The organism is Saccharomonospora amisosensis, assembly GCF_011761185.1.
Classification (GTDB): domain Bacteria; phylum Actinomycetota; class Actinomycetes; order Mycobacteriales; family Pseudonocardiaceae; genus Saccharomonospora_A; species Saccharomonospora_A amisosensis.
Genome location: NZ_JAAOYM010000001.1, coordinates 2,487,540 through 2,512,115, shown reverse-complemented (window position 1 = coordinate 2,512,115; position 24,576 = coordinate 2,487,540). Strand labels below are relative to the sequence as shown.

The following is a 24,576-nucleotide window of genomic DNA, read 5'->3' as shown; positions in this document are numbered from 1 at the left end:
ATACTCGTGAGGAGCACACCGTGTCACCGCAGATGAGCGCCGTCATGCTCGGCGTCGACGACCTGGACCGAGCCAAGCGGTTCTACGCAGAAGGCCTGGGCTGCGAGATCGACAAGGACACCAGGCACTTCGTCTCGTTCCACCTGGGGGAGGGTTCCACGCAACTCGCCCTCTACGAGTGGGACGCCGCGGCCGAGGACGCGGGCGTCTCGCCCGAGGGATCCGGATTCCGTGGGGCCTCCTTCCACTTGAACCCCGACTCGCGGGACGCCGTGGACGAGGTGATGCGCAAGGCCGTCGCGGCAGGCGGCAGCGTGGTCAGGGAAGCGGCCCCCGCTCGGTGGGGCGGCTACTTCGGCTACTTCGCCGACCCCGACGGGTACCTGTGGAAGGTCACAACCTACGACTCGTGACCGCACGAGTGGCGCGCGGGCACCGGTCGGCACGGACGGTGCCCGCGCATCCGCGGCGGTCCGGCGCGGCAGAAAGGGCAGATCATGAAGTTCCACACCGTGGTCGAACCCCCGGAGCCCATGCGAGGCTTGGAGGTCCCCGCCGAAGTCGTCGAGGAGCTCGGCGGAGGCGCGCGACCGAGGGTGACGATCACCGTCAACGGACACTCCTGGCACAGCAGGGTCGCCATCATGCGCGGCCGCTACCTGCTCGGCCTCAGCAACGCGAACCGCCGGGCCGCCGGTGTCGCCGTCGGCGACGAGGTCGAGGTGGAGGTGGAGGTGGAACTTGACGCCGAGCCGCCCACCCTCGTCGAACCCGCGGATCTGGCTCGCGCCCTGGCCGCCGACCCGACGGCCCAAGCCGCCTACAACCGCCTGTCCTACACCCACCGCCGCCGGCACATCCTGGCCGTCGAAGGCGCCAAGAAGCCGCAGACACGCGCACGCCGCATCGACCAGGTCCTCTCTACACTGCGAACCGGGCACAGCGACGCAGACTGATGGGCCGGCTCCTGCCCTGCCGCCACCGGTCGTTCGGAGGCGTGGCTGCGAAGTTGTTCTGGCTCGTTGGTTCTGGCATTCACTGGGCTCCCCGACCTGCTGTGTGCCAGATTCAGTGAGCCGGTCTCCCTGGTCTTGGTTCACTGAATCTGGCATGTAGGGAGGTACCTCGGAAATTCTGGTGAGCTCACGGCGTCGCAGGGTTGCGGCTCATCGTGAGGCACAGCGTGGTTTCGCCTGACCCGAGGCTGGGCCTGCCGTGAAAGACCTGATCAGTGCGAGCACGCGCGGCCAGTTCCGGCAGCTGATGACCGACAGCAGGGTCGCTGCGATCGATGCGGCGTTCCAGGATGCGGGGTTCGCGCCGAACCCAGACTGCACCTACGACGACAGCAACGTGCGCCGCACGTACACGCCAGGAGTTCCTCGAATCGGTCGACTGGACTGATCCTGACCACGTCGACCGTGCGTGCCGGGCGATCGCGCTCGTTTCCCTCGGCGCAGGCCTGCGCAGCTCATCGGTCCGATGTTCGAGGACCGCACCCCGCTGCGCCTGGCCGAACTGCTCGAGCAGAAGACCCGCGGATTCCAGGTGCCGGAGCCGAACTAGGCCAAAGGAGTGCCTTCTTCGCCATTTCCTGCCATTCCGTCGATGGAGCGCGGGCGCCCGCCACTACAGTGCACAGGTTCAGCCGGGCAGATGTCCGTTTCGGCGGGTCTGTCATGACGGCGTTGTGGGGGATCAGGGGAGGCGGACAACGATGAGACGAGCTGTGGCCCGGCTGCTGGTCGCGTTCTGCGTGGCTGTGACCACGCTCGTGGTACCGGCAGGTCTGTCAGGCGTCGCCGACGCGGCGACCACCACAGACGTCGTCCTGGACGACAGCGGGAAATTCAAGGCAGCAGCGGAATTCAATTCGGGCCTGCACTACTGGCACCAGCACGGTCATGCCGGTCCCGGCGTGAACGCGTTCGTCGTGATCGATCGGTGCAACGACGAACTGCGCCCGGGAGTGACGTGGGCGGCGGGCGGCGCGATCCAGCGGAGGGTGCTCGACGACTGCACCGGGCCGATTCCGATGTCCGTCCGCAGTATCCCGACGAACTATCGAACCGAGCAGCTCGAGCCGATGACCTGGTACACCTACGTCGAGGACAGCGAGGGAAGCCAGAAGCACTTCGGCCAGGGTGGCTACCAGGACGACTGGATGGGCTCGTACTCCAACGACCCGGACTCCTCGTGGTTCTTCCATTCGAGCGTCTACAAAGAGGACTATGCCGAGGGCGGGAAGACGGTCACCGTCAGTGTGGTGCCGACCCGGAACGCGGTCGAATCGGCGCCGAACAAGACCAGCGAGGTGTGGGAGGAACTTCTTCGCCGCACACCGCTCCCGGACGACCTCACCACCGACCAGCGCCAATCGCTGTACAAGCAGCTGTACTGCCACATGGCGTGGGCGCTGCCCGGTGTGTCCGGCGGGCCGACCTGGGATCTGGAGGCCGAACGCCCGAACATCCCGTGGGACCAGGTCGCCGGCCCGTCGGACGTGGCGAAGCACGAGTGCAACTGGACCTCCACGGGGGACGGCGGCTGGGGAAGCGTTCCGCCGGTGAACGGTGAACCGGACGACCTCGCCCCGTACGTCGACGCCGGTCCCGACGTGTCGGGTGACGAAGGGGCCGAGCTCACTCTCACCGGCAGCGCCGCCGATGACGGGGGTATGCCGGCCGTCGAGTGGTCGTACAGGCCACTCGACGGTGTGGACGAGGGCGCCACGTGCGACTTCTCCGCAGCGACCGAACCGGAGACCGGGTTCCGCTGCACCGACGACGGCAGGTTCGAAGTGACGCTGACCGCCGACGACGGCGTCAACCATCCGGTCAGCGACAGCGCTGTCGTCACCGTGGCCAACGTCGCCCCCAGGCTGGACCTCGAAGGCCCGCAGGACTGGGACGTCTACCGAGTCGAGGACGAGGTGCACATCAGCGCACCGTTCACCGACCCCGGCGGCAACGACACGCACACGTGCACGGTCACCTGGGACGACGGGCAACAGTCGCACGTCGACGCCCGCGGCGACACCTGCGACGTCAGCCATGCCTTCACACACGCGGGAATGAACACGATCAACGTCCGGGTCACCGACGACGACGGTGGCACGGACGACGCGGAGACGATGATCGTCGTGTACGACCCCAGGGCTGGGCTCCTGGTCGGCGCCGGCAAGGTTCAGGACGCAAGCTTCGTCACGACCGCCAAGTATCCGTTCACCAACTCGACCACACCGCTGGGTGCAGTCGCCTTGACCGTGCCGACCGAGGACGGGCACCTGCATCTGGTGTCGACCGCGCTGGCCTGGCTGGTGATCACACCGGAGGCGAAGGCAGTGGTCAAGGGCCGCGCCCACGACTACGGTTTCCTCGGGTATCTCACAGCCGACGGTTTCCGTGGCGTCGTGTGGCCCCTGTCCCAAGGAACCAACCCGCCGGAAGACCCCTTGTACGACACGAGCGCGGGCGCGAGCTGGGACGTGGACGACACAGACCTCGAATCGATGACCGTCGGACTGACCGTCATCGACTCGAGCTGGTTCCCCGGACTCCCCCCGTTCCCGCCGCCCCTCGCGACGGAGTAGGGCGAACGAGACCTGTCCCGAGGCAAGCGGCACCGAGGCCGCGACACCGTCTCTCGCGTCGTCCCACCGATCGATGTCGGGACCAGATGACAGACCCTCGCCGCGCCCGGGAGGAGCTCGCTACGTCGACGGCCCGCCCGTGACACCGAGGGGTCGGAATACCGGCGCGAGCCCGGCACCCGGACGTCGCCGGAGCGCAGCGCATCCCGCAGCCCCAGCAGCGTGCACAGTTCCGAGTAGTGCCGGACCCAAGACGCATCACGGTAACGTCGCGGTGGACCCGGTTCAGGCGCGTGGTCGGTTGGGGTCGAGGTCGGTGACGCGTCCGTCGTTGTCCAGGGTGAACTGGACGCTGGCTCGCCATCGCGGCAGTTTGCGTTGCAGCCCCCGCAGCGTCTCGATCGTCTGGGTGTCACTGATGCCGGACGTGAACCGCCAGTCCAGCCCTGAACCAACGACATCGCTGACGAACACGATCTCGACAGCCAGCATCACTCGCCGCCAGTCCTGAGCTGTCAACGACCCGGTGCGCTCGATCTCCTGCCAGAGTGCCCGAGCCTCCTGTGACAACCGTGCCGCGTCTGAGAACCCCATGGCGACCGCGAGGGCGTCAGTCGGGCGCGCCGGTCCGCCCCAGTCGAGTAGCCCGGCGCGCAGGAGCGCCCTCTCACCCTCGTCAAGATCAACGGCAATCGGGCCACTCGCGGTCACGCGCACATGATCCCATGCCGCCTGCGAGCGCAGGCGGTGCCGACTTCAGCGAGACAGACGGCACGAGCCGGTCTGCGCGTCGGCGAGACCCTCGACTTGGATTCATATCCATAATTCCAGTTATCCATAGATCTTCAGCTGACGCTCGACTCCTCGTGAGGTATCAGTATTCAAACTCAAAGATCATGTTAGAGTTTCCTAATTCAAACCAAATGAGCGTCGAAGGTGCAGGTCAGCACGGGGAGGGGCTTGGAGCCGGTGACAGGTCAGCACGCGGACGATTCAGAGGTGACCACCGAACCGCCACGGCGAATCCCGCCGGTGCGTCGAGGCAGCCGGGACGAGCGACGGGATGCCACCGTGCGCGCCTTGGCGGCTGGAGATCAGGCGTACTGCGCCTACTGCGGCGCGCCACTACCCCCGCTGCCGCCGAAGGGCGGCAGACCCAGCGCCTACTGCCCCGCCGGCCCCGACCGCTACGGCAGCTGGGGCGCCAGGACCATCACCTGCGCGATGCTGGACGAGCATCGCGAGATCTGGATCACCGTCTACGGCGCCGACCAGCCCATGACCGAGCTCGACGTGCACACACTGGACGAACGCCTCACCGCCGCGCAGGCTGTGCTCGACCCGGTGCGCGCGGAGATCGCCGCCCTGCACAACCACGCGACCGGCGAGCTGGCTGCCGCGCTGGCCGCCCGCCAGGCCGCCGAGGAGCAACGCGACCACGCTGTCGCGAACGCCGAAGCCGCGCACACCGAGCGCGACCACGCCACCGCCGAAGCCGAGCAGGCCCGCGAGCAGGCCGCACACGCGCGGGAGCAGCAGTCCGCCGCCGAGAAGCAGGCGAGCGAGGCGCTGGCCGAGCGCGACCACGCGCTGGCAGCCCGCGACGCGGCCCACCGCGAGGCGGAGGTGGCCCGCGCCGACCGCCAGCGCGCGCTCGATCAGGCAGCCGCCGCGCAGCAGCGCATCGCCGAACTACAGGACAACCTGGCAGGCGAACGCGCCACCGCCCTGGAACGGCTGGACCAGCTCCGGCGCGAGGAGGAGCAGGCCAAGGCTGAGCTGCGCACCACCCTCACCGAGCAGTGGGAGCAACGCTTGGCGGCACAGGCCGAGCAGTTCACCCGCAGGCAACACGAGGTCCAGACCGTGGCCGACCAGCGCATCACCGACCTCACCGAACGACTCACCCGGTCCACCGAGCACTACGCGGCCAGCCTCGCCCCGCTGCACGACCAGCTGGCCGCGCTGCGCAGTGAGGTTGCCGAGCGATCCAGCGCGGCGGCCACCGCCGCTGACCAGCTCGCCGAACTCCGGCACCACCTGGGCCAACTCCTCGACACAACCATCGACCCTGCTACCGACCTGACTACCGACGAGGGCCCACTGCGACAGCGCCTGCGGACGCTGCTCGACACCAGCGCGGCGCCGAGCGGGACACACAAGCGGACACTGGAACAGGCGGCACAGGACCGATCGGTGGGTTGAGCCGGCCTGGGGTGGAATCCGCGTGCCGCCCGGCATCGTCGGTGCCAGGTCGTCAGTGGGTGAGCAGGCCTACCCCGGCGGGCGTGCCGTCACAGCTGCCGCACTCCCTCACCGATGAGCACCACGCCGAAAACCAGGAACAGCACCGACATCACGACGGAGTTGTGTTGCCGCAACCAGTTCTTCCAGGTGTCCAGCCTCGGCCGGGCACGCTCACCCATCGTCAGGACCATGGCGAGCGGTGTGGCCACACCCAGCACCGCGATCACCGTGAAGACGGCGACACCGGCCACGCTCTGGCCGACAGTCAGGCCCGCCCCGGCGACTGCCACGGCGGCGCTGAACGCCATCGCGAGGTTCTTCGGATTGGCCGCACCCAGCACCAGGCCCGTGACGAGGGACTTACCGGGGTGGAAGGACGTGATGCCGCCCATCCACGACGGCATGCGCGCTTCCTCCTGCGGGCCGGGCCTCGCCCGGAAACGCCGGAGCGACCCGCCCAGCAACAGCACACCGACGACGATCCGCAACCAAGCCGCGCCGACGGACGCCCCGGTGCCCGCCGACAGGTTCTGTGTGGCCGCGACCACGGTCAGCGCGGCGAGCACGCCGCCGATTCCCAGCACGGTTCCCAGCAGGTAGGCGGCGCCGTTGGACACCGGGCGCTCGGTGAACAGCAGCAGGATTCCGGCGATCACCAGCACCGGCGATATCGTCACGGCGACGGCGAGCGGCAGAATCTGGCCAATTGCCTCGTTCACACCCGCCGAGTCTAGGAACGTCGCACGGCCACCAACGCCCGACAGCGACGGTGCCACCCGTCCGTGCACTCCGGTCGGGCGCTGGGCCGACTGGCGCGCGCTACCTCGGCTGCGCGGGGGCTGGCAGGCTTCGCCCCGTGCTGAACGAGTTGGCGGCCCTGCCATGGTCCGGCCTGAGCAGATCGACGGCCATGGACAGCGTCGTGGTCTTGCCCGCCCCGTGCTGCCCGACCAGGCCGCAGGAGGAACGGGGCTGCACCGTCAACTCGACGTGGTCGGCCGCCTCGTGGTGGCTGACCACCTTGTGCGGACGCTCGAACCGGAGCGCCGGCACCTCGCTGCATCCCTGGTCTCCGCCGGTCGGCGACACGCTCAGGACCGCGGTGCGAGTGTGTGGGCTGTGACGGGTTGCCTGAGGATGGTCCGGAGTCGTTCGGGCGCGGTCTTGCGGAAGTCACTGAGGTAGATCTCGTGGTGCTTGCCGACCATGCGCAGCCCGTGTTCGGGAATGAAGTCGTGGTGCATCCGCGCCAGCACCTCGGCCTCGGAATCGAAGGAGCCGATGTGCAGCGTCTGCACGCAGGTCCCTTCTGACAGTGTCTCCAGGCGGACCTCATGCAGGCGCTGCGGGCACTTCTTGGCCGCGACCTGTTCGGTGGCCGCGGCGAACATCTCATGGTCGACCCAATCGGGCACCATGATCATGAGTGTCCAGTCCCACCTGGACTTGTCGCGGGAGGCCGTGAACGCGTCCATGTCCTCGGCCCACCACAGTCCTTCCAGCGGCATGACGACGTAGTCGCGCCCGAGTGCTTGTTTGCTGGCGAACTTGAGCTTGTAGGCCAGCGGGTAGAGCGCCTCGGTCGCCTTGCCGAAGGCCGAGGACGTGTTCGGGTCCCCGTGTCCGTCGATCATGAGGTAGCGCAGGTCGGGGACATCGACGATCTCGTACCTGCCCTTGCTGGCATGGTAGGCGTCGATCTCCTTCTTGAAGTCGGTCTTGTGCGTCATCACCTAACCTCGGCTCGCCGCGCGAGCCATTCCCTTTCCGCCTCCAGCAGGCTCAGTGAGTAGGAGAAGACCTCTCGCGCGGGCAACGGCAGCGGAGCCTGCGCCGCCTCGGTCTGCCTCACCGAGGCGATACGCTCCTCGATTTTCGCGAGCCGGTCGCGAAGCGCCCGCGTGTACTGCCGATCGGGCAACAGCGAGAGGTTCGATACGCCGACCAGCAGCGGGTGCGCGACGGGACGCAACTGTTGGAGGTAGGCGAGCGTGTTCTGCGTGGCCACTCCCCGCCCCAGTTCCGTGGCGTGGAAGACGTGCCTGGACTTCGGTGCGACCCCGGTGTCGGTGGTGTGGACCAGCCCGCGCTTGTCGAGCTTGGCGAGCAGGTAGTAGATGGACGAGAACCCGATCTCGGTCCACTGGCGTATTCCACGCCGCTCGATGACCTGCTCGATGTCGTAGCCGTGTCGGGGGCGTTCGATGATCAGCCCGAGAACGACCAGTTCGGAGGGCGTGAGCTCCACGGAGATATTCTAGCACTAGAATAAACGCCCGAGACAGCTTCTGCCGCCACCCGGTGCCCCTTGAGGCCAACCACACCCAGCTCGGCGACCCGATCAAGGGCGCGGCCCGCCCGCGAGTTCAGGGGTGAGGAAGGAGTAGCGGCCGAGCATGTTGATGTGGTGGCGCACGAACGGCGAGAGCCGGGCGGCGTCGTCGTCGCGGGCCTCGTAGCCACCGGCGCGGAGTTCGGTGATCGCGGCGACGAGGTAACGGATGTTGGACCTGGGGTGATCGGCGCCGGCTGAGACGTTTGGGCGGTATGCGGAATGTGGAAGTAGCACCATGCCGTCCCCGGACTGACTACTGTCGATCATCGTGACCGAACCACAGTTCCTACGCGACACGCGTGCCTCCTACGACACCATGGCCGAGGACTACGCCGAGTGGGCTCGCCCTGAACTGGCGGCCAGGCCGCTTGACCGTGCGATGCTCGGAGGTTTCGCCGAACTCGTACACGCCGCCGGTTCCGGGCCGGTCGCCGACATCGGTTGCGGGTCCGGCCGGATCACGGGGCACCTTGCCGAGCTCGGGTTGCCCGCGTTCGGGATCGACCTCTCGCCCGGGATGGTCGCGGTCGCCCGCAGAAGCTATCCCCGGCTGTGGTTCGGTGTGGGGTCGCTGACGGCTCTCGGATTGGCGGACGGGAAGCTCGGCGGGGTGGTCGCGTGGTATTCGATCATCCATGTTCCCAGGGAGCTGTTGCCGGACGTCATCGCCGACCTGCACCGGGTGTTGGCACCCGGCGGGTACCTGCAGTTGGCGTTCCAGGTCGGCGACGGGCTGCTGCACCTCGACAATGCGCTCCAGCACCGGATTTCGCTGGACTTCCACCGGCTGCGCATGGACGACGTGGTCGCGTTGCTGACACGGGCCGGGTTCGGCGTGCGCGCCACGATGCTGCGTGAGCCGGACGGCAACCCGACGTTTCCGGAGCGAACGCAGCAGGGTTTCCTGCTGGCACGCAAGCCAGGCACCCGCGGGTCCGCCGCTCCGGCCTGACTCGCTCGGTTCAAGCCCTGCGGATACGGACGCCGGGGCGCCAGCCCACTCGCGCGGGCAGCTTTTCACGCGCTGGCCGCCTGCTACCGCGGCCGACCATGAACGCCCGCGAAACCGGGCGTTACGCGATCACGGTCGGCGGCCGATGAATCCGAGCAGCTTCGTCTGGATATCGGCGTCCTCGGGCACCTCGACGCGCGGACCGTACTGCCCGCTGGCGCGCATCGCGGGCTCGTGCTCGCGCATACCCTCCAGCAACTTGGCGCACTTGGCCGGATCGAGCTTCTCGTCCTGCCCGGTCGCCCGTGCCAGATCCCACGTGTGCATGAAGACGTCAGCGGTGTAGAAGCGGTCGATCGCCTCATCCAGCGGCAACTCACCGATATGCGGATTGGACAGTGTCCTGCTCGATGTGGCCGGGTCGTCCAACAACGCCTGGACACCCTCGCTGTGAACGGTCCACGCGCGTACCGGGTCGTCGTCGACCGAAGGACCGGCAGGCAGTCGCACCCGGGACCCCGACTCCAGGAGGCCCGGAAACCACTCGAGGAGGTGCCGGACGACATCGCGCGCCTTCCAATCCCGCACCGGTGCCGGGTTGTCCCAGGCCGCAGGCGACGTGCCGCGCACCCGGTCGGTGAAGACCGCGGCGACCCACCGATGTTCCTCGGCGGGCGAACGTCGCGCCGTCACGCCGACCCGGCCACGAGTTCGTCGAGCTTCTCGAAGCCCTCCACCACACCGACCTCCATACCACTGGCGAGCAGGCCATCGCGGGCCTGCATCGAATCCAGAACGGACAGCATCGTGACGCGGGTACGGCCGCCGCCGAGGTCCTCCAGCGTCGCGGTCTCCAGCGACACGCCGTCGGGCATGTCCTCGTAGGTGAAGGTCTGGACAATCCGCTCCGGAGCCCTGACCTCGTGGAACGAGCCGTAGAAGCAGTACTCGCTGCCATCGAGGACCGTGGCGTAACGGTAGTTGCCACCGGTGCGGCAGTCCCACCGATCGATCCGGGTCGTGCCGGATCTTGGTCCCGTCCACTGTGCGACGAGATTGGACTCGGTGAACGCGCGGAACACCCGCTCGCGGGGCGCGTCGAACTCCCGGACGATGCGGATGGTCGGCAGGTCGGGATCGGCAAGGATCTGGGTCTGGTACTTACTCGCGGTCATGATGCTTTCCTCTCGCCTCCGTATTCAACCTATTGGTTAAGTAAGACCGTATGACATCCGGAACAAGTCGTCAACCAGTAAGTTGAATACAGGCGGCATCCGGGTCGGGGTTGAGGAACATCCGCGTCAGATCGTGCGCTAAGCCTTCAGCTCGGCACCGTGCGGCCATGTTTGCTCGCCCGCTCGCTCGCGGTTGCTGGTGGCATGAACGATCGAGTTCTTGTCGTCGCCCTCCACCTGGGAACATCTAGATAGTTAGATATATTGATATCGATATCGCCTGGGAGGTGGTGCAGAACATGACGACGGCGGCAATCACGACCGGCATTGGTGAGCCGATGCCGGTGGTGGAGGCACAGGTGCTTGCCTCGCTGCTGCAGACGCTGGGCGACCCGACGCGGCTGCGCATCCTGACCGCGTTGGAAGAGGCCTGCGTGCCGGTGAGCGCGATCGTCGAGGCGACCGGGGTGCGTCAGCCCACCGTCTCCCACCACCTGCGCATCCTGCGCGACCGTGGCCTGGTGCGGGGCGAGCGGCGCGGCGGCTATGTGTTCTACTGCCTGGCCACCGAGGGGCTGAGCGAGGCACTGGAGGCACTGCGCCCGCTGGCCCGGCCGGAGGAGGGCGCACGGTGACCGGCAGCGTGGTCGAGGTGTTCTGCCGGGCCGGCTGGCAGGGCGCGGTCTGCCGTTCGGCGTCCACGATGTGACCGTCGACCCGGTGGCAGTCCAGCGCGTCAGTGACCTGGGCTTGGTTCCTTTGCCGGTGCCGCCCCCGCTGCGGCCCTGTGACGGCGAACGCGTCCCCGACCCACTCCTCCATGCCAAAGATAACGATTCCACTCCCCGACCGGAGGCACCAATGACCAATGGACCTGAGGTACGCGACGCGCAGCGCGCGCACTGGCAGTCGACCTTCCAGACCAACCCCGAGATGTATGGCGCCGAGCCGAGCGAGCCAGGCGCCTACGCAGTGGACCTGTTTGCCCGCGCCCAAGCGCACCACATACTCGAACTCGGCGCCGGGCAGGGCCGCGACACCCGCGCCTTCTTGAACGCCGGCTTGACCGTCACCGCTTTGGACTACTCCCCCAACGCCCTCGCCGACTTGGAGAAGGCCGCCGATGCGGCCGGGACCACCTCGCGGCTGACCACTGTGGTTCACGACGTACGACAGCCGCTGCCCCTGCCCGACGCCAGCGTCGATGCCGTCTTTAGCCACATGCTGTTCAACATGGCGCTGGTCACCCCGGAACTCCACGCCCTGACCGCCGAGGTCCACCGCGTGCTGCGCCCCGCCGGGCTGCACGTCTACACCGTGCGCCACACCGGCGACGCCCACTACGGCGCCGGCATCAGCCACGGCGACGACATGTTCGAAAACGGCGGATTCCTCGTCCACTTCTTCGACCGGGCACTCGTGGACCGGCTAGCGACCGACTTCACCCTGGTCGACCTGACCGCATTCGAAGAAGGCGGTCTACCGCGGCGCCTGTGGCGCATCACACTGCGCCGCGACGAAGCGAAGTAAACCGCTGGGCACAGGCCCCAGCAGGGTGCTCCCGAACGCCCGTACCTGGTGGGCAGCTGACGTTCCGTCAGCCGCCCACCAGGGCTGACGTCGGCTCAGCGCACGATCTGACACGGATGTTCCTCAACCCCCGGGTCGCGTTCAGCAGGCAGCAGCCGTGAGAAGCACTCCTCGCGGCCAGCCGAACGAATACCCTGATCGAACACGAATCCCGCGACACCCCGGACCGGGAGGTCAACCGGACGATGCTCGACTCGTTGCTCGCCTTCGCCGGGTTGTGCGTGGTGCTGGCTGTCACGCCTGGCCCGGACAGCTTCATCGTGCTGCGCTTCGCGGTTCGATCCGGCGTGGCAGCGAGCCTGAGCGCGGCGGCGGGTGCCGCGATCGGATCGCTGTTCTGGGCAGGCGCGGCAGGGCTCGGCCTCGCGGCGCTACTGGCGAGCTGGAGCATCGGCTACACCCTCGTGCGGATACTCGGCGCGCTCTACCTGATCTACCTCGGTGTCCGGGCGTTGTGTGCCCGCCGCCCGGTGGAGGCCGGCACCACCGGCCCACCCGAGCACCTGTCATGGTGGCGAGCAGGCCGGACCGGCCTGCTGTCGGCGATGCTCAACCCCAAGATCGGGCTGTTCTTCCTGGCGGTGGCACCCCAGTTCGTGCAGGCGCAGGCGAGCGTCATCGGGACCACGCTGCTGCTGGGATGCATCGACGCGGCGGTAGCGTTCGGCTGGCTGGCATTGGTCTCGATCGGCGCGTCCAGGATGGTGCGCTGGCTGCGCCGCCCGAAGGTGGGCACGCACCTCGAACGCGCCAGCGGTGTCGCACTGACCGGCCTGGGTGTGGCCACGCTCGCCACCCACTGATCGTCGAGCGGCAGGGCAGCGACACCCGACCGTGGACCACGGTCAGGTCCTTGGGCCCTACCGGTGCCCGCCGCCGCCAGCCTCTACTCGCGCCATGAGCACCGATTTCGCCCCCGACGACCATGTGGTCTCCCGGCAGCGACGGACTCGGGAGGCGTTGCCGTTCAGCGACACCGACGACTTCGCCGCCGCCGACCGCGGGTTTCTCGGCAGGCTGGAGCCCAGCGAGGTTCGCGACGACGACGGCCGCGTGGTGTGGGACGGCGATGCCTATGCCTTCCTCGACGGTGAGGCGCCCGACACCGTCAACCCGAGTCTGTGGCGGCAGTCCGAACTTGTCGCCCGCCAGGGCCTCTACGAGGTGGCACCCGGGATCTACCAGGTGAGGGGACTTGACCTGTCCAATGTCACCTTTGTAGAGGGCTACCGGGGTGTGCTGGTGATCGACCCGCTGATCAGCGCCGAAACGGCGGCGGCGGCGCTGCGGCTCTACCGGCGGTATCGGGGGCCCCGCGACGTCACCGGCGTCGTCTACACCCACTCCCACGTCGATCACTTCGGCGGGGTCAAAGGTGTCACGACGCAGCAGCAGGTGGACGCGGGAGCCGTTCCCGTGCTGGCGCCCGAGGGCTTTCTCGAGGCAGCGGTGTCGGAGAACGTATACGTCGGCGGTGCGATGTCGCGCCGAAGCGCCTACATGATGGCGCCCTCGCTGCCCCGTGGCCCTCGTGGCCAGGTGGGCACGGGGCTGGGTCCGTCGAACTCGGTGGGTACCATCACACTGATCGCGCCCACCGTGGACATCCGCCACACCGGGCAGCAGGAAACCATCGACGGAATACGCATCGTGTTCCAGCTGGCGCCGGGAACCGAGGCACCCGCGGAGATGCACCTGCACTTCCCCGAGCTGAACGCGCTGTGCATAGCCGAGAACGCCACGCACACCCTGCACAACCTGTTGACCTTGCGCGGCGCTCAGGTACGAGACGCGCGCGCCTGGGCGCGGTACCTCACCGAGGCCATCGACCTGTTCGGCGAGCACACCGACGTGGTCTTCGCCTCGCATCACTGGCCGACGTGGGGCAGGGACAAGGTCGTGGAGTACCTGTCGCTGCAGCGCGACCTGTACGCGTACCTGCACGACCAGACACTTCGCCTCATCAACAGCGGCTACACGGGCAGCGAGATCGCCGAGTCGATCCAGCTGCCGCCCGCACTGGAACGGGCCTGGCACGCGCGCGGCTACTACGGCTCGGTGAGTCACAACGTCAAGGCGATCTACCAGCGTTACCTCGGTTGGTTCGACGGCAATCCGGCGCGGCTGTGGCAGCACCCGCCGGAGGCGGCCGCCCAGCGGTATGTGCGGTTCATGGGCGGCGCTGACGAGGTCGTGGCGAAAGCGAGATCGTCCTATCAGGACGGCGACTTCCGTTGGGTCGCCGAGGTACTCAACCATGTGGTGTTCGCCGAACCCGAACACGAAGCGGCGCGCACGCTGTTGGCCGAGACCTACGAGCAGCTCGGGTACGGCGCGGAAAACGGCACCTGGCGCAACTTCTACCTCACCGGTGCCCACGAGTTGCGGCACGGCTCGCTGGGAAGCGCCTCGGCACCGGCACCCGCGGATGTGTTCGCGCAGCTGAGCCCGACTCAGCTCTTCGACGCGCTGGCCGTGCGCGTCAACGGCCCGCGCAGCTGGGACGAACGGCTTACCGTGGACATCGACTTCACCGACCTCCACGAGCGGCACCGTCTCACCCTGCGCAACGGCGTGCTCAGCCATACCGCGGCAGCGAAACCGTCGCGGGCCGACGTGTTGCTGCGGCTGCCGCGATCGGCGCTGGCCGTGCTGGCGTCCGGCCACCCGGGCGCCGCCGAACTCGCCGACGCGGGCGTGCCGCTCGAGGGTGATCCGGATGTGCTGCGGCGGCTGATGTCGGTGCTGGACAAACCGGACCCCGACTTCGCGATCGTGACCCCTTGAGCCAGGCCGTCAGCCGTCCAGGGCCACGGCGATGTCGTCCAGCACCTCGCGCCAGTGGGCCCGTTGGCGTTCGCGTTCCCGCGCGTCGGCCATGCGCTCCTGGTGGAAGCGCAGCACGGTGCGCCCGCCCTCGGCCGGGGTGAGCGTGACCTGCACGGTGGTGCGGCCGTAGGTGAGCCGGATGCGTTCACCCGGACGGTAGCCGCGTACCTCCCCGACCACGCCGCTGTCCGTGCGGTAGGTGGTACCGCGCCTGGGTGAGCGCAGTTCGACGCCGGTGCCAAGCCACAGTGCCAGCCCCGGGGGTTCGCTGACGAACTCCCACACGGTCGTCGGTGGGTGGGGCAGGGTGTGGGACACGCCGATCTGCCAGCCCGCGTCCCTGGTGAGCCCGGTAGGCATACTGGATCATCCCTTCTCGCCACGACGCTCGCGTAGCGCGCGAACCTTGTGCTGGTTGCCGCAGTGCTCCATCGAGCACCAGCGACGGCTTCCTGGCCGTGAGGTGTCGACAAAGACCAGGTGACAGCGCTCGCCGGAGCACACCCGGATGCGGTGGGCGTACTCGCCGGTCAGCAGTTCCACCGCGTCCCTGGCGACGGTGGAGAGCAGTTGCGCGCCGGTGGCCGTCGCCGCCCAGCTTCGCTTCCCGTCAGGACCGACGGCCGGTGTCAGTGGCAAGTGCGCGGCGGTGCGGTTGATGACGTCCAGATCGTCCCGCACCGGTTCGACCCCGGTCGCGCGGGCGGTGGCCGCCCGAAACAGCGCGTCGCGGAAGGTGCGTGCGGTGTCGACCTCGGCCTGGGAGATGTCCAGGTCAGGGGTTGGGCTGAGCCGGGACCGGGCGGCCCACGCGGCGAGGTCGGCGGGTGTGTGCAGCACCTCGAATCGGCGAAACTCGCCCGGCCCCCCGGTGGTGGTCAACTCAAGGCACAACGCGCCGGGATCGAACCGGTACCTCGCACCGGTGTGGGAACGCAGGATCAAGCCGCTGCTTGCCAACCCAGCCATGTAACCACTATAACTAGTTACGTGGCCTTGCACTGGAAACTGGTCCTCGACAGCCGAAACGCCCCCGCGCTCGCGGATTTCTGGGCGGCGGCGCTGGGTTACGAGCTGGAGGACAACAGCGCGCTCATCGACCGCCTGCTCGCGGCAGGCATGGTGGAGCCGGGCCAGATCGGCGAACACCGAGGTCGCCGGATCTTTCGCGGCTTCGCCGCCATCCGCCACCCCGATGACCCCTTCGACGCCGACACCGGCGTCGGCAAGGGCAGGAGGCTGCTGTTCCAGGACGTACCGGAGGAAAAGACCGGCAAGAACCGGCTGCACATCGACGTGCACCACGCCGAAGCCGAGGCGCTGGGTGACCTGGTCGCCAGGCTGGAAAGCCTGGGCGCCACGCGGGTGCGTGAGGTCGATCAGGGCCCGGCAGGGCACTGGTGGGTCATGCACGACCCGGAAGGCAACGAGTTCTGCGCCGCATGAGGCGACCTCACGCTTCGCCGTGGCGCTGACGTAGCTCCCGCCGCAGCAGTTTCCCGGTCGCGGTCTTGGGAAGCTCGTCCAGGATCTCCACCTGGCGTGGGTACTTGTAGGCGGCCAGCCGCTCGCGGCAGAAGGCGATGAGTTCCGACGGCTCGGCATGGTGGCCCGGCCGCAGGCTGACGAACGCCTTCACCGTCTCGCCGCGGTAGGGGTCGGGCACGCCCACCACCGCGGCCTCACGGACGGCGCCGTGCTCGTACAGCACGTCCTCGACCTCGCGCGGCCACACCTTGTACCCGGCGGCGTTGATCTGATCCTTCTTGCGGTCGACGAGGTAGAACCAGCCCTGCGCGTCCATGTAGCCGACGTCGCCGGTGTGCAGCGCGCCGCCGGGTAGGGCCGCCTCGGTCTCCCGCGGCTTGTTCCAGTACCCGGGCACCACCTGCGGGCCGGTGGTGACGATCTCACCGATCTCACCGGGCGGCAGCTCACGGCCGCCGTCACCGACGACACGCGCCACGGTGTTGTAGATCGGCAGCCCGACCGAAAGGGCACCGGACACGGGATCGACCGGTGCCCGCACCCCGGGTGGCACGGCGTGCGAGGGCGAGGTGGTCTCGGTGAGGCCGTAGATGTTGTGGATGTACTGGCCGAAGTGGTCGCCGAACGCGGTGACCGTGCTCGGCGGAATCGGCGCACCGCCGGACCAGATCTTTCGCAGCGAGGCGAGCGCGGCAGGGTCCGCGTTCGGGGCGTTGAGCAGGGCGATGAAGACGGTGATGGAACCGACCGTGAACGTCGGGCGCTGCTCGCGGATGACGTCCAGCGCCAGCGATGGCTCGAAGCGGTGCAGCAGCACCAGCGGAGCACCCAACAACAGGGCCGTGGCGACGTGGCCGACCATTCCGGTGATGTGGAACAGCGGGGCCACCCCCAGCACCACGTCGCTGGTGTCGAGCCGGCACCACCGCCGGTAACTCTCGGCGTTGAACACGAGGTTGCGGTGGGTGTTCATCGCGCCCTTCGGCGGGCCGGTGGTGCCCGAGGTGTAGGTGAGCACGGCGACGTCGTCCGGCGACACCGACACCGAGGGCGGGCGAGTACCCCGGTACCGCTCGAGCAGTGCCGACAGATCGGTAGTGCCTTCCAGCTCTGCCTGCCCGGGCGGCTCACCTGCCCCGAACGCCCTGGGGTCGTCGCGCGACTGGTGTTCCCGCTCCGAGGTGGTCAGCACCACTCGCACCCGCGTGTCGGGTAGCACGGCCGCCGCCTCGGGGTAAAGGCCACGCAGGCACACCAGCGCCACGGCACCACTGTCGACCAGCAGTGGCCGCAGTTCCCGGCCCCGGCTCATCGGGTTCACCGGCACCGCGATCCCGCCCGCCTTCCACGTCCCCAGCAGCGCGATGACGAACTGCGGCACGTTCTGCAAGTACAGCGCGACGCGGTCACCACGACGAAGGCCGTTGTCGAGCAGGCCCACGGCGAAGGCGTCACTGAGTTCGTCGAGGCGGGCATAGCTGAGCCTGCCGTCGAAGTAGCGGATGGCGTCGCCGTCGGGTACGCGCCCGGCTGTGACGCGGAACATGGTGAGCGCATCAGCGTGCTCGGGCTCGATCCGCGCCGGGTTCCCGGTGTCGTAAAGTGCCAGCCACGGCTTGCCGTCGTACCAGGTCGGTGCCGTCATCGAGGCCCTCCTCATGGTCAGCGGCGAGACTACGTCGCTCGGGCGTGGCCGCCAACCAGTGAGCGGCGCCACTGAATACCGGCAGGGGTATCAGGTTTACGATGAGCGTCGTGCGTAGAAAATCTTCCGGCTGGCTGGCATCGCTGCTGGCGCTGGCCGTCGCGGGTGGTGTCGCCGCCTGCGGATCACAGTCACAAGCGGAATCCCCCGCCGAGGAAAGCGCCGTCGTCATCACCGACGCCTGGGTGAAAGCCACCGCAGACACCGGTCAGGGCGCGAACATGACCGGCGCTTTCATGCGGCTGCGCAACAACACCGACAGCGAGGTCACCCTGACCTCGGCTACCACGGACGTGGCGGGCATGGTGGAAATCCATGAGACCGTCCCCTCCGAGGGGAGCATGGTGATGCGCAAGAAGGAGGGCGGGTTGCCGGTGCCGCCGAACGGCACAGTGAACCTGAAGCCCGGTGGCGACCACATCATGCTCATGAAGCTGAAGCGGCAACTGGCGCCCGGCGACGAGGTGACACTCACACTCGAACTGTCCGGAGCCGAGCCGGTGACCGTCACCGCACCGGTCAAGGAGTTCACCGGGGCCGACGAGACCTATCACGAGCATGGCAAGTCCTCGGGAAACTGACGGCGAGCCCACCCGGCTGAGCAGGCGACGCCTGCTCGGTTACACCGCCGTGGGCGTCGGCGGCGCGGTCGCCGGGGCGGGTGCTGGGACGGGTACCACACTCGCCGCCACCCAGGAATCCGCACCGCCCGCCGACGCCGCGGGCAGCCGCACCATCCCCTTCCACGGCCCGCACCAGGCCGGAGTCACCACACCGGTACAGGCCCGCGCGGTGTTCGCCGGACTCGACCTGCGCGAGGGCGTCGGCGCCGAGGCCGTGGGCAGGTTGCTGCGACTGTGGACCCAGGACGCCGCCGCGTTGACCGCGGGCAGGCCCGCCACCGCCGATCCCGCGCCCGCGCTCGCGCGGCGGCCCGCCGGGCTCACCATCACGTTCGGATTCGGCCCCGGCCTGTTCGACGCGGTCGGCAAGCCCGAAGCCGTGCCCGCCGGGTTCGTGCCCGCGCCGTCATTTTCGATCGACCGCCTGCAGGACCGCTGGAGCGGTGGCGACCTGCTGGTGCAGGTGCGTGGCGACGACAGCATCACCGTGGCCCACGCGGTGCGGGTGATGCTGGTCGGGGCCAGGCCGTTCGCGACCGTGCGCTGGCAGCAAGCGGGGTTTCAGTACCACGCCGGTGTCGCTCCCGGATCCACTCCGCGCAACCTCATGGGACAGGTCGACGGCACCGTCAACCCCAAAACGGATGACGACTTCGACGAGGTGGTGTGGTCGGATCAGGGCTGGCTGGCGGGCGGCACCACCATGATCCTGCGCCGTATCCGGATGGACCTGGACGGATGGGACCGGGTGCCGCCACCGGAGCAGGAAAGGGCCATCGGCAGGCGGCTGTCGGACGGCGCCCCGCTCACCGGCGGCGGCGAGCACGACGCCGCCGACTTCACCCGGCGTGACCACCACGGCCTGGTGATCCCCGCCGACGCGCACATCCGCAGGGCGAGGCCAGGCCACGGCAGGCATCGGATCCTGCGCGGCGGCTACAACTACGACGACGGGGTGGACACCGACGGCAACCCCGACGTCGGTCTGCTGTTCGCGTCCTACCAGGCCAGTTTCGCCCGGCAGTTCGTGCCCATCCAGCGCAGGCTGGCCGCTCTGGACGCGCTCAACACCTGGACCACGCCGGTCGGCTCGGCGGTGTTCGCGATCCCACCCGGCTGTGAACCCGGCGGCTGGATCGGTCGGACCCTACTGGAGAGCTGACCGGGTTCGGCGAAGAACTCCCTGATGTCGGCGATCAGCGCGCCCGGCTGCTCCAGCGCGGCGAACTACGCGGGTGGACTGGATGTCGATGTAGCCGAACCCTTCGCGCAGGAACGCCTCGATGCGCGCGATGCGATCCCGCCGCGGCCTGGCCTCGCGGCTGGCCGAACCGGTAGCCGATCGGCCATGAGCACTGGGCGGTGACCACGCACCGCTCACGAGCCTCGCGCCTGCCGAGCCCTGTCCAGCAGTAGCGCGCGCTCACGCTCATTACCTGTCAACGCGGCCGCGTGGTCGAACTCCGCGCGGGCCTCACCATGCCTGCCGAGCTTGGCCAGCAGGTCACCCCGCACGCTGGGCAGCAGGTGGTAGTTGCGCAGCGCGGGCTCGTCGCGAAGCTCGTCGACCAGCTGCAGGCCCGCGGCGGGGCCGTCGGCCATCGAGACGGCCACCGCCCGGTTGAGCTCCACCACCGGCGACGGGTTCACCACCGCCAACTCCTCGTAGAGCGCGGCGATACGGTGCCAGTCGGTGTCCTCGGGTCTGCGGGCCCGCGCGTGGCACGCCGCGATGGCCGCCTGCAGTTGGTATGGACCGGGCTCGTCGGTCAGCGACTCGGCCCGATCCAGCGCGGCCAGCCCACGCCGGATCAGCAGTTGGTCCCAGCGCGCCCGGTTCTGGTCCAGCAACAGCACCGGTTCTCCGTCCGCGCCGACGCGCGCCCGCGAGCGGGAAGCCTGGATCTCCAGCAGCGCCACCAGGCCGTGCACCTCCGGCTCGGCATTCGCCAGCCCGGCGAGCACCCGCGCCAGGCGCAGCGCCTCCGCGCACAGCTCGGGACGCATCCAGTCGTCCCCCGCCGTCGCCGAGTAACCCTCGTTGAAGATCAGGTAGATCACTTCGAGCACCGAGGCGAGACGAGGCGCCAACTCCTCGCCCCGAGGTACCTCGAACGGAATCTGCTTCTTGGCCAGCGTCTTCTTGGCACGCACGATCCGTTGCGCGACCGTGGGCTCGGGTGCCAGGAACGCGCGCGCGATCTCGCCGGTGGAAAGCCCACCAAGCAGCCGTAACGTGAGCGCCACCCTCGCCTCGGTCGGCAGCACCGGATGACATGCGGTGAACACCAACCGCAGCAGGTCGTCCTCGATGCCGCCGTCGATGCGGTCGAGGTCGGGTTCGGGCTGCTGCCAGGCGTCGTGTTCCAGATCCCTGCCCAGCTCGGCCACCTTGCGCTCGAACCGCTGCTGCCTGCGGAACTCGTCGATCGCGCGGCGCTTGGCCACGGACATCAGCCAGGCGCCCGGGTTGTCCGGGACGCCTGACTGCGGCCACTGTTGCAGCGCGGCGACCAGTGCCTCCTGCGCCAACTCCTCCGCGGCGTCGATGTCGTGGGTCATCCGCGCCAGGCCCGCGACGAGCCTGGCCGACTCGATGCGCCACACCGCCTCGACGGTCCGCTGTGTTTCGATCGCGCTCACGGCCGCCATCAGAGCAGGTCAGCTCCGAGGCGGCAAGCGGATCGCTAGCCTTCGTGCTGCTTGGTGACCTGCTCGCGCAGCCGCTGCTCGGCCTCGCGAAGCTCCGGGGTGAAGTTCTCACCGAAGTCCTCCTCCTCGGCGACCTTACGAACCTCGATCTCGCCGCCGGGGCCGAACGGCACCCTGCGCGCCCACTCGATGGCCTCGTCCCTGGATTTCACGTCGAGGATCCAGTAGCCGGCGATCAGCTCCTTGGTCTCGGTGAACGGGCCGTCCACGACCGTGGTCTTGCCCTTGTCCGAGAACTTCACCCGCGCACCGACGGAGCTGGACAACAACCCGTTTCCGTCGAGCATGACACCCGCATTGACCAGCTCCTCGTTGAACTTGCCCATCTCGGCCAGCTCCTGCTCCGTGGGCATCGCACCCGCCTCTGAGTCCTCGTTGGCCTTGACGATCAGCATGTATCGCACGGTGGTCACTCCTTGCTCTCTGTCGTGGCGATCGCTTTCTTCGCCGCCCTCTCACCTACGCGTCGAACAAGCAGGCAGCGAATCGACAGCGAATCGACACAGTGGTCGGATTTTTTGGCGAGTTCGTCGACCGGCCACGTGTGCCCGAACACAGCACCCGCGTGGCTAGAGTGCGTCCATGATCCATCGGTTCGTCGCGCTGGGCGACTCGTTCACCGAAGGGGTCGGTGACAGCGACCCGACCGCACCCAACGGTGTACGCGGCTGGGCCGACCGGGCCGCCGAACAACTCGCCCGCCGCCAACCCGGCCTCGGCTACGCCAACCTCGCCATCCGCGGCAGGCTGTTGCGGCAGGTGCTGTCGGAGCAACTGACACCGGCACTGGCGATGCGACCCGACCTGGTGACCCTTTACGCGGGCGGTAACGATCTGCTGCGGCCGAGGATCGACATCGACGCGCTGGCCGACAGCTACGACGCCGCTGTGGCCGAACTGGCGGCCACCGGCGCGACCGTATTGCTGTTCACCGGTGTCGACGGCGTGAACGACCCGCTGTTTCGGCGGCTACGCGGCCGCACCGCCATCTACAACGAGCATGTCAGGCTGATCGCCGCGCGACACGGCGCGCTGCTGGTGGACATGTGGTCGATGCGCGCGCTGCGCGACAGGCGGCTGTGGTCACCCGACCGCATTCACCTCAACGCGCACGGACACACGCTGATCGCCGCCGCCGTTCTCGACACGCTCGGCGTGGAACACGACATCTCCCCTCGGCCACCGGCCCCGACAGAAACGCCGCCGCGACGTGGACAGGATCTGCGCTGGGCACGTGAGCACGCCGTGCCCTGGCTGGGCCGCCGCCTGCGTGGCCGCTCCTCCGGAGACGGCCTGACACCGAAACGACCGCGGCTCGAGCCACTCGCCGATGACGCCACCCTGTGAACCGCGGCGCCCAGCCGGAGCCGACCCGCTCCCACCATGGCCTCGCACAGCGCCGAGACACGGCCAGGTGGTGCTGCGACGATTCGAGCCCTCCGATGCCGCGCTGGCGCACGCGCTCGGGGCGGACCCCTACGTGCCGCTCATCGGCAGCCTGCCCGCGAGGCCCTCAACGCAGCAGGCTCGGCAATGGGTGCGGCGGCAACGGCAGAAGCACCCCGACGGCGACGGGTTCTCGTTCGCGATCGCCGACGCCGAAACCGACACGGCGATCGGCGCGATCGGGCTGTGGTTGCGTGACCTGCCGGAGGGCCGCGCCACGGCGGGCTACGCCGTGTCACCGGAGTATCGCGGCCGCGGTGCGGCTACCAGTGCGCTGGTGGCGCTGACCGCGTTCGCATGGACCATCCCGGCGCTGCACCGCGTCGAGTCGTACATCGAACCGTGGAACACCGCGTCGAGCAAGGTCGCCACCGCCGCCGGGTACCAGCGGGAGGGCCTGCTGCGCGGCCACCACTGGATCGGCGGCACCCGGCGCGACATGCTGATCTACGCCGCGATCCGGCCGTGAGACCAGCAGCGGGGACGCACCCCGACGGGTACGCCCCCGCGTCACGCGACCGCTGTTACCGCGGTGGTCCGGAGAACGGCGGACCCTGCGGCGGGTACTGCCCACCGCCGCCCTGCTGCCGTGGCGGGCGAGCCTGCCCGCCGCTGACGTGACCGCCCGGCGGCGGAGCCGGGTTGCCCGACGGTGGTGTCGGCGGTGTCGGTGGCTGCGGCGGCTCACTCGGCTCCTCGGGCTCGGACCTGCGCACCAGCCCGGACAGCGCCGACGGCGAGGGCACACCGGGAGTCTGGCCGGCCAGTGGACCGGGCACCTCCTGCCGCGCCACCGCCTCGGCCTCGCGCACCGCCTCGGCGACCTTGGGGTCGGTCGAGGTGTCGAACCAGCTCGACACCTCCTCGTCCTCCAGCGGAGGCATCTCCACCTGCTCCTCGCGCGGCTCGTAGCGGAACACGCCGTCCTCGCCGGGCGCGCCCAACGTCCGCGCGAACCCCTCCAGCGCCTTGCCGTAGTCGCTCGGCACCAGCCACACCTTGTTCGCATCGCCCTGCGCCATCTGCGGCAGCGTCTGCAGGTACTGGTAAGCCAGCACCTCCGGGGTCGGCTTGGAGGCCTTGATCGCCGCGAACACCTTCTCGATCGCCTTGGCCTGCCCCTGAGCCTGCAGGTAACGGGCCGCCCGCTCACCCTGCGCACGCAGAATCCGGGACTGCCGCTCCGCCTCGGCCGCCAGGATCGCCGCCTGCTTGGAGCCCTCCGCCGCGAGGATCTGGCTCTGCTTCTGCCCTTCCGCGGTCTTGATGGCCGACTCGCGCTGCCCCTCCGCGGTGAGGATCATGGCGCGCTTCTCCCGATCGGCGCGCATCTGCTTCTCCATCGAATCCTGAATGGACGGCGGAGGGTCGATGGCCTTCAACTCGACACGCGCCACCCGGATGCCCCAGCGGCCGGTCGCCTCGTCCAACACCCCGCGCAGTTGCTGGTTGATCTGGTCACGGGAGGTGAGAGTGTCCTCCAAAGACATGCCACCGACCAGGTTGCGCAGCGTCGTGGTGGTCAACTGCTCCACACCGACGATGTAGTTGGAGATCTCGTAAACGGCCGCGCGGGAGTCGGTGACCTGGAAGTACACCACCGTGTCGATCGAGACGGTCAGGTTGTCCTGGGTAATCACCGGCTGGGGCGGGAACGACACCACCTGCTCACGCAGGTCCACTCTGGCACGTACCTTGTCGAGGAACGGCACCAGGAAATTCAGGCCGGGCGAAGCGACCGTCTTGAACCGGCCGAGGCGCTCGACCACCGCCGACTGGGCCTGCGGCACCACCATCAGCGCCTTCGCGACCGTCACGATCACGAAGAGCGCCAGGATGGCGACAACAATCCACCCTGCTGTCGTCAAAACCTACTCCCCTC

30 protein-coding genes are annotated in these 24,576 nt (G+C 68.7%); 16 read left to right on the top strand and 14 right to left on the bottom strand.

From position 1 onward, the window contains the following. Window positions 1-20 precede the first annotated feature (20 nt). From FHU38_RS12255 to FHU38_RS12235, 5 genes are all read left to right on the top strand, one after another. Window positions 21-413 (top strand): VOC family protein, encoded by a 393-nt coding sequence (locus FHU38_RS12255; protein ID WP_167170420.1) that lies wholly within the window; start codon window positions 21-23, stop codon window positions 411-413. An 84-nt stretch (window positions 414-497) separates the two neighbouring features. Then, on the top strand, window positions 498-956 hold the full coding sequence (locus tag FHU38_RS12250; protein ID WP_167170417.1) for a YdeI/OmpD-associated family protein: 459 nt from the start codon (window positions 498-500) through the stop codon (window positions 954-956). A gap of 259 nt (window positions 957-1,215) precedes the next feature. Then, entirely contained in the window at window positions 1,216-1,404 is a 189-nt protein-coding gene (locus FHU38_RS12245) for a hypothetical protein (protein ID WP_167170415.1), read from the top strand. A gap of 21 nt (window positions 1,405-1,425) precedes the next feature. Continuing rightward, window positions 1,426-1,566: a hypothetical protein gene (locus tag FHU38_RS12240; RefSeq protein ID WP_167165477.1), complete on the top strand. Its 141-nt coding sequence runs from the start codon at window positions 1,426-1,428 to the stop codon at window positions 1,564-1,566. 151 nt (window positions 1,567-1,717) lie between these two features. Next, window positions 1,718-3,592 carry a DUF2599 domain-containing protein gene (locus FHU38_RS12235; RefSeq protein WP_167170411.1) on the top strand — a complete coding sequence of 625 codons (1,875 nt, stop codon included), beginning with the start codon at window positions 1,718-1,720 and terminating at the stop codon, window positions 3,590-3,592. 285 nt (window positions 3,593-3,877) lie between these two features. Here FHU38_RS12235 and FHU38_RS12230 read toward each other — a convergent pair whose 3' ends face one another. Beyond that, window positions 3,878-4,303 carry a hypothetical protein gene (locus FHU38_RS12230; RefSeq protein ID WP_208415646.1) on the bottom strand — a complete coding sequence of 142 codons (426 nt, stop codon included), beginning with the start codon at window positions 4,301-4,303 and terminating at the stop codon, window positions 3,878-3,880. Window positions 4,304-4,591: 288 nt separating this feature from the next. Between FHU38_RS12230 and FHU38_RS12225 the strand changes: the two genes are divergently transcribed. Next, the gene (locus FHU38_RS12225) at window positions 4,592-5,797 is read left to right on the top strand and encodes a hypothetical protein (protein ID WP_208415645.1); all 1,206 of its coding nucleotides are present in this window, start codon (window positions 4,592-4,594) and stop codon (window positions 5,795-5,797) included. An 89-nt stretch (window positions 5,798-5,886) separates the two neighbouring features. On the opposite strand, the gene FHU38_RS12220 is transcribed toward FHU38_RS12225, so the two are convergent. The 5 genes from FHU38_RS12220 to FHU38_RS28175 all read right to left on the bottom strand — a co-directional run bounded on the left by FHU38_RS12220 (window position 5,887) and on the right by FHU38_RS28175 (window position 8,441). Beyond that, window positions 5,887-6,558: a GAP family protein gene (locus tag FHU38_RS12220; RefSeq protein WP_167170407.1), complete on the bottom strand. Its 672-nt coding sequence runs from the start codon at window positions 6,556-6,558 to the stop codon at window positions 5,887-5,889. A gap of 100 nt (window positions 6,559-6,658) precedes the next feature. Beyond that, on the bottom strand, window positions 6,659-6,892 hold the full coding sequence (locus FHU38_RS27370; protein ID WP_167170405.1) for an ATP-binding cassette domain-containing protein: 234 nt from the start codon (window positions 6,890-6,892) through the stop codon (window positions 6,659-6,661). Window positions 6,893-6,930: 38 nt separating this feature from the next. Beyond that, window positions 6,931-7,569: a GyrI-like domain-containing protein gene (locus FHU38_RS12210; RefSeq protein ID WP_167170402.1), complete on the bottom strand. Its 639-nt coding sequence runs from the start codon at window positions 7,567-7,569 to the stop codon at window positions 6,931-6,933. After that, window positions 7,569-8,087, bottom strand: coding sequence for a PadR family transcriptional regulator (locus tag FHU38_RS12205; protein ID WP_167170399.1), 519 nt, complete (start codon window positions 8,085-8,087; stop codon window positions 7,569-7,571). Before FHU38_RS12205 ends, FHU38_RS12210 begins: the two co-directional genes overlap by 1 nt. Before the next feature lie 93 nt (window positions 8,088-8,180). Continuing rightward, window positions 8,181-8,441 carry a Tn3 family transposase gene (locus FHU38_RS28175; protein ID WP_167170396.1) on the bottom strand — a complete coding sequence of 87 codons (261 nt, stop codon included), beginning with the start codon at window positions 8,439-8,441 and terminating at the stop codon, window positions 8,181-8,183. 1 nt (window position 8,442) lies between these two features. On the opposite strand from FHU38_RS28175, the gene FHU38_RS12195 reads away from it, so the two are divergent. Continuing rightward, window positions 8,443-9,126, top strand: coding sequence for a class I SAM-dependent methyltransferase (locus tag FHU38_RS12195; RefSeq protein ID WP_167170393.1), 684 nt, complete (start codon window positions 8,443-8,445; stop codon window positions 9,124-9,126). Between the two features lie 129 nt (window positions 9,127-9,255). Here the strand turns inward: FHU38_RS12195 and FHU38_RS12190 are convergent, their stop codons facing one another. Further along, window positions 9,256-9,819 carry a TIGR03086 family metal-binding protein gene (locus tag FHU38_RS12190; protein WP_313886750.1) on the bottom strand — a complete coding sequence of 188 codons (564 nt, stop codon included), beginning with the start codon at window positions 9,817-9,819 and terminating at the stop codon, window positions 9,256-9,258. Further along, a complete protein-coding gene (locus FHU38_RS12185; protein WP_167170390.1) occupies window positions 9,816-10,301 on the bottom strand; it encodes an SRPBCC family protein in 486 nt (161 codons plus the stop codon). Before FHU38_RS12185 ends, FHU38_RS12190 begins: the two co-directional genes overlap by 4 nt. Before the next feature lie 299 nt (window positions 10,302-10,600). Here FHU38_RS12185 and FHU38_RS12180 point away from each other — a divergent pair, with 299 nt between their 5' ends. From FHU38_RS12180 to FHU38_RS12165, 4 genes are all read left to right on the top strand, one after another. Further along, window positions 10,601-10,936, top strand: coding sequence for an ArsR/SmtB family transcription factor (locus FHU38_RS12180; RefSeq protein ID WP_167170387.1), 336 nt, complete (start codon window positions 10,601-10,603; stop codon window positions 10,934-10,936). A 70-nt stretch (window positions 10,937-11,006) separates the two neighbouring features. Beyond that, the gene (locus FHU38_RS12175) at window positions 11,007-11,831 is read left to right on the top strand and encodes a class I SAM-dependent methyltransferase (RefSeq protein ID WP_313886749.1); all 825 of its coding nucleotides are present in this window, start codon (window positions 11,007-11,009) and stop codon (window positions 11,829-11,831) included. Between the two features lie 245 nt (window positions 11,832-12,076). Beyond that, complete coding sequence (locus FHU38_RS12170; protein ID WP_167170384.1) at window positions 12,077-12,694, top strand: LysE family translocator; 618 nt, start codon at window positions 12,077-12,079, stop codon at window positions 12,692-12,694. Between the two features lie 94 nt (window positions 12,695-12,788). Next, window positions 12,789-14,678, top strand: a complete 1,890-nt coding sequence (locus FHU38_RS12165; protein WP_167170381.1) for an alkyl/aryl-sulfatase — start codon at window positions 12,789-12,791, stop codon at window positions 14,676-14,678. A 9-nt stretch (window positions 14,679-14,687) separates the two neighbouring features. Here FHU38_RS12165 and FHU38_RS12160 read toward each other — a convergent pair whose 3' ends face one another. Further along, window positions 14,688-15,080: an SRPBCC family protein gene (locus tag FHU38_RS12160; RefSeq protein WP_167170378.1), complete on the bottom strand. Its 393-nt coding sequence runs from the start codon at window positions 15,078-15,080 to the stop codon at window positions 14,688-14,690. Between the two features lie 6 nt (window positions 15,081-15,086). After that, the gene (locus FHU38_RS12155) at window positions 15,087-15,689 is read right to left on the bottom strand and encodes a CGNR zinc finger domain-containing protein (protein ID WP_167170376.1); all 603 of its coding nucleotides are present in this window, start codon (window positions 15,687-15,689) and stop codon (window positions 15,087-15,089) included. 21 nt (window positions 15,690-15,710) lie between these two features. Here FHU38_RS12155 and FHU38_RS12150 point away from each other — a divergent pair, with 21 nt between their 5' ends. Further along, window positions 15,711-16,166 (top strand): VOC family protein, encoded by a 456-nt coding sequence (locus FHU38_RS12150; RefSeq protein WP_167170373.1) that lies wholly within the window; start codon window positions 15,711-15,713, stop codon window positions 16,164-16,166. A gap of 7 nt (window positions 16,167-16,173) precedes the next feature. Here the strand turns inward: FHU38_RS12150 and FHU38_RS12145 are convergent, their stop codons facing one another. After that, window positions 16,174-17,853 carry an AMP-binding protein gene (locus tag FHU38_RS12145; RefSeq protein WP_167170370.1) on the bottom strand — a complete coding sequence of 560 codons (1,680 nt, stop codon included), beginning with the start codon at window positions 17,851-17,853 and terminating at the stop codon, window positions 16,174-16,176. A 110-nt stretch (window positions 17,854-17,963) separates the two neighbouring features. Between FHU38_RS12145 and FHU38_RS12140 the strand changes: the two genes are divergently transcribed. Continuing rightward, window positions 17,964-18,494, top strand: a complete 531-nt coding sequence (locus FHU38_RS12140; protein WP_208415644.1) for a copper chaperone PCu(A)C — start codon at window positions 17,964-17,966, stop codon at window positions 18,492-18,494. Further along, entirely contained in the window at window positions 18,472-19,698 is a 1,227-nt protein-coding gene (locus tag FHU38_RS12135) for a Dyp-type peroxidase (protein ID WP_167170364.1), read from the top strand. The genes FHU38_RS12140 and FHU38_RS12135 overlap by 23 nt, the downstream gene beginning before the upstream one ends. A gap of 215 nt (window positions 19,699-19,913) precedes the next feature. Here FHU38_RS12135 and FHU38_RS12130 read toward each other — a convergent pair whose 3' ends face one another. Both FHU38_RS12130 and FHU38_RS12125 read right to left on the bottom strand, forming a co-directional pair. Continuing rightward, window positions 19,914-21,188 (bottom strand): RNA polymerase sigma factor, encoded by a 1,275-nt coding sequence (locus tag FHU38_RS12130; RefSeq protein WP_167170361.1) that lies wholly within the window; start codon window positions 21,186-21,188, stop codon window positions 19,914-19,916. A gap of 35 nt (window positions 21,189-21,223) precedes the next feature. Next, window positions 21,224-21,652, bottom strand: coding sequence for a YciI family protein (locus FHU38_RS12125; RefSeq protein ID WP_167170358.1), 429 nt, complete (start codon window positions 21,650-21,652; stop codon window positions 21,224-21,226). A gap of 178 nt (window positions 21,653-21,830) precedes the next feature. On the opposite strand from FHU38_RS12125, the gene FHU38_RS12120 reads away from it, so the two are divergent. Beyond that, a complete protein-coding gene (locus FHU38_RS12120; RefSeq protein WP_167170355.1) occupies window positions 21,831-22,595 on the top strand; it encodes an SGNH/GDSL hydrolase family protein in 765 nt (254 codons plus the stop codon). 67 nt (window positions 22,596-22,662) lie between these two features. Next, complete coding sequence (locus FHU38_RS12115) at window positions 22,663-23,163, top strand: GNAT family N-acetyltransferase (RefSeq protein WP_313886748.1); 501 nt, start codon at window positions 22,663-22,665, stop codon at window positions 23,161-23,163. A 55-nt stretch (window positions 23,164-23,218) separates the two neighbouring features. Here FHU38_RS12115 and FHU38_RS12110 read toward each other — a convergent pair whose 3' ends face one another. Further along, complete coding sequence (locus FHU38_RS12110) at window positions 23,219-24,490, bottom strand: SPFH domain-containing protein (protein WP_243852544.1); 1,272 nt, start codon at window positions 24,488-24,490, stop codon at window positions 23,219-23,221. Window positions 24,491-24,576 lie beyond the last annotated feature (86 nt).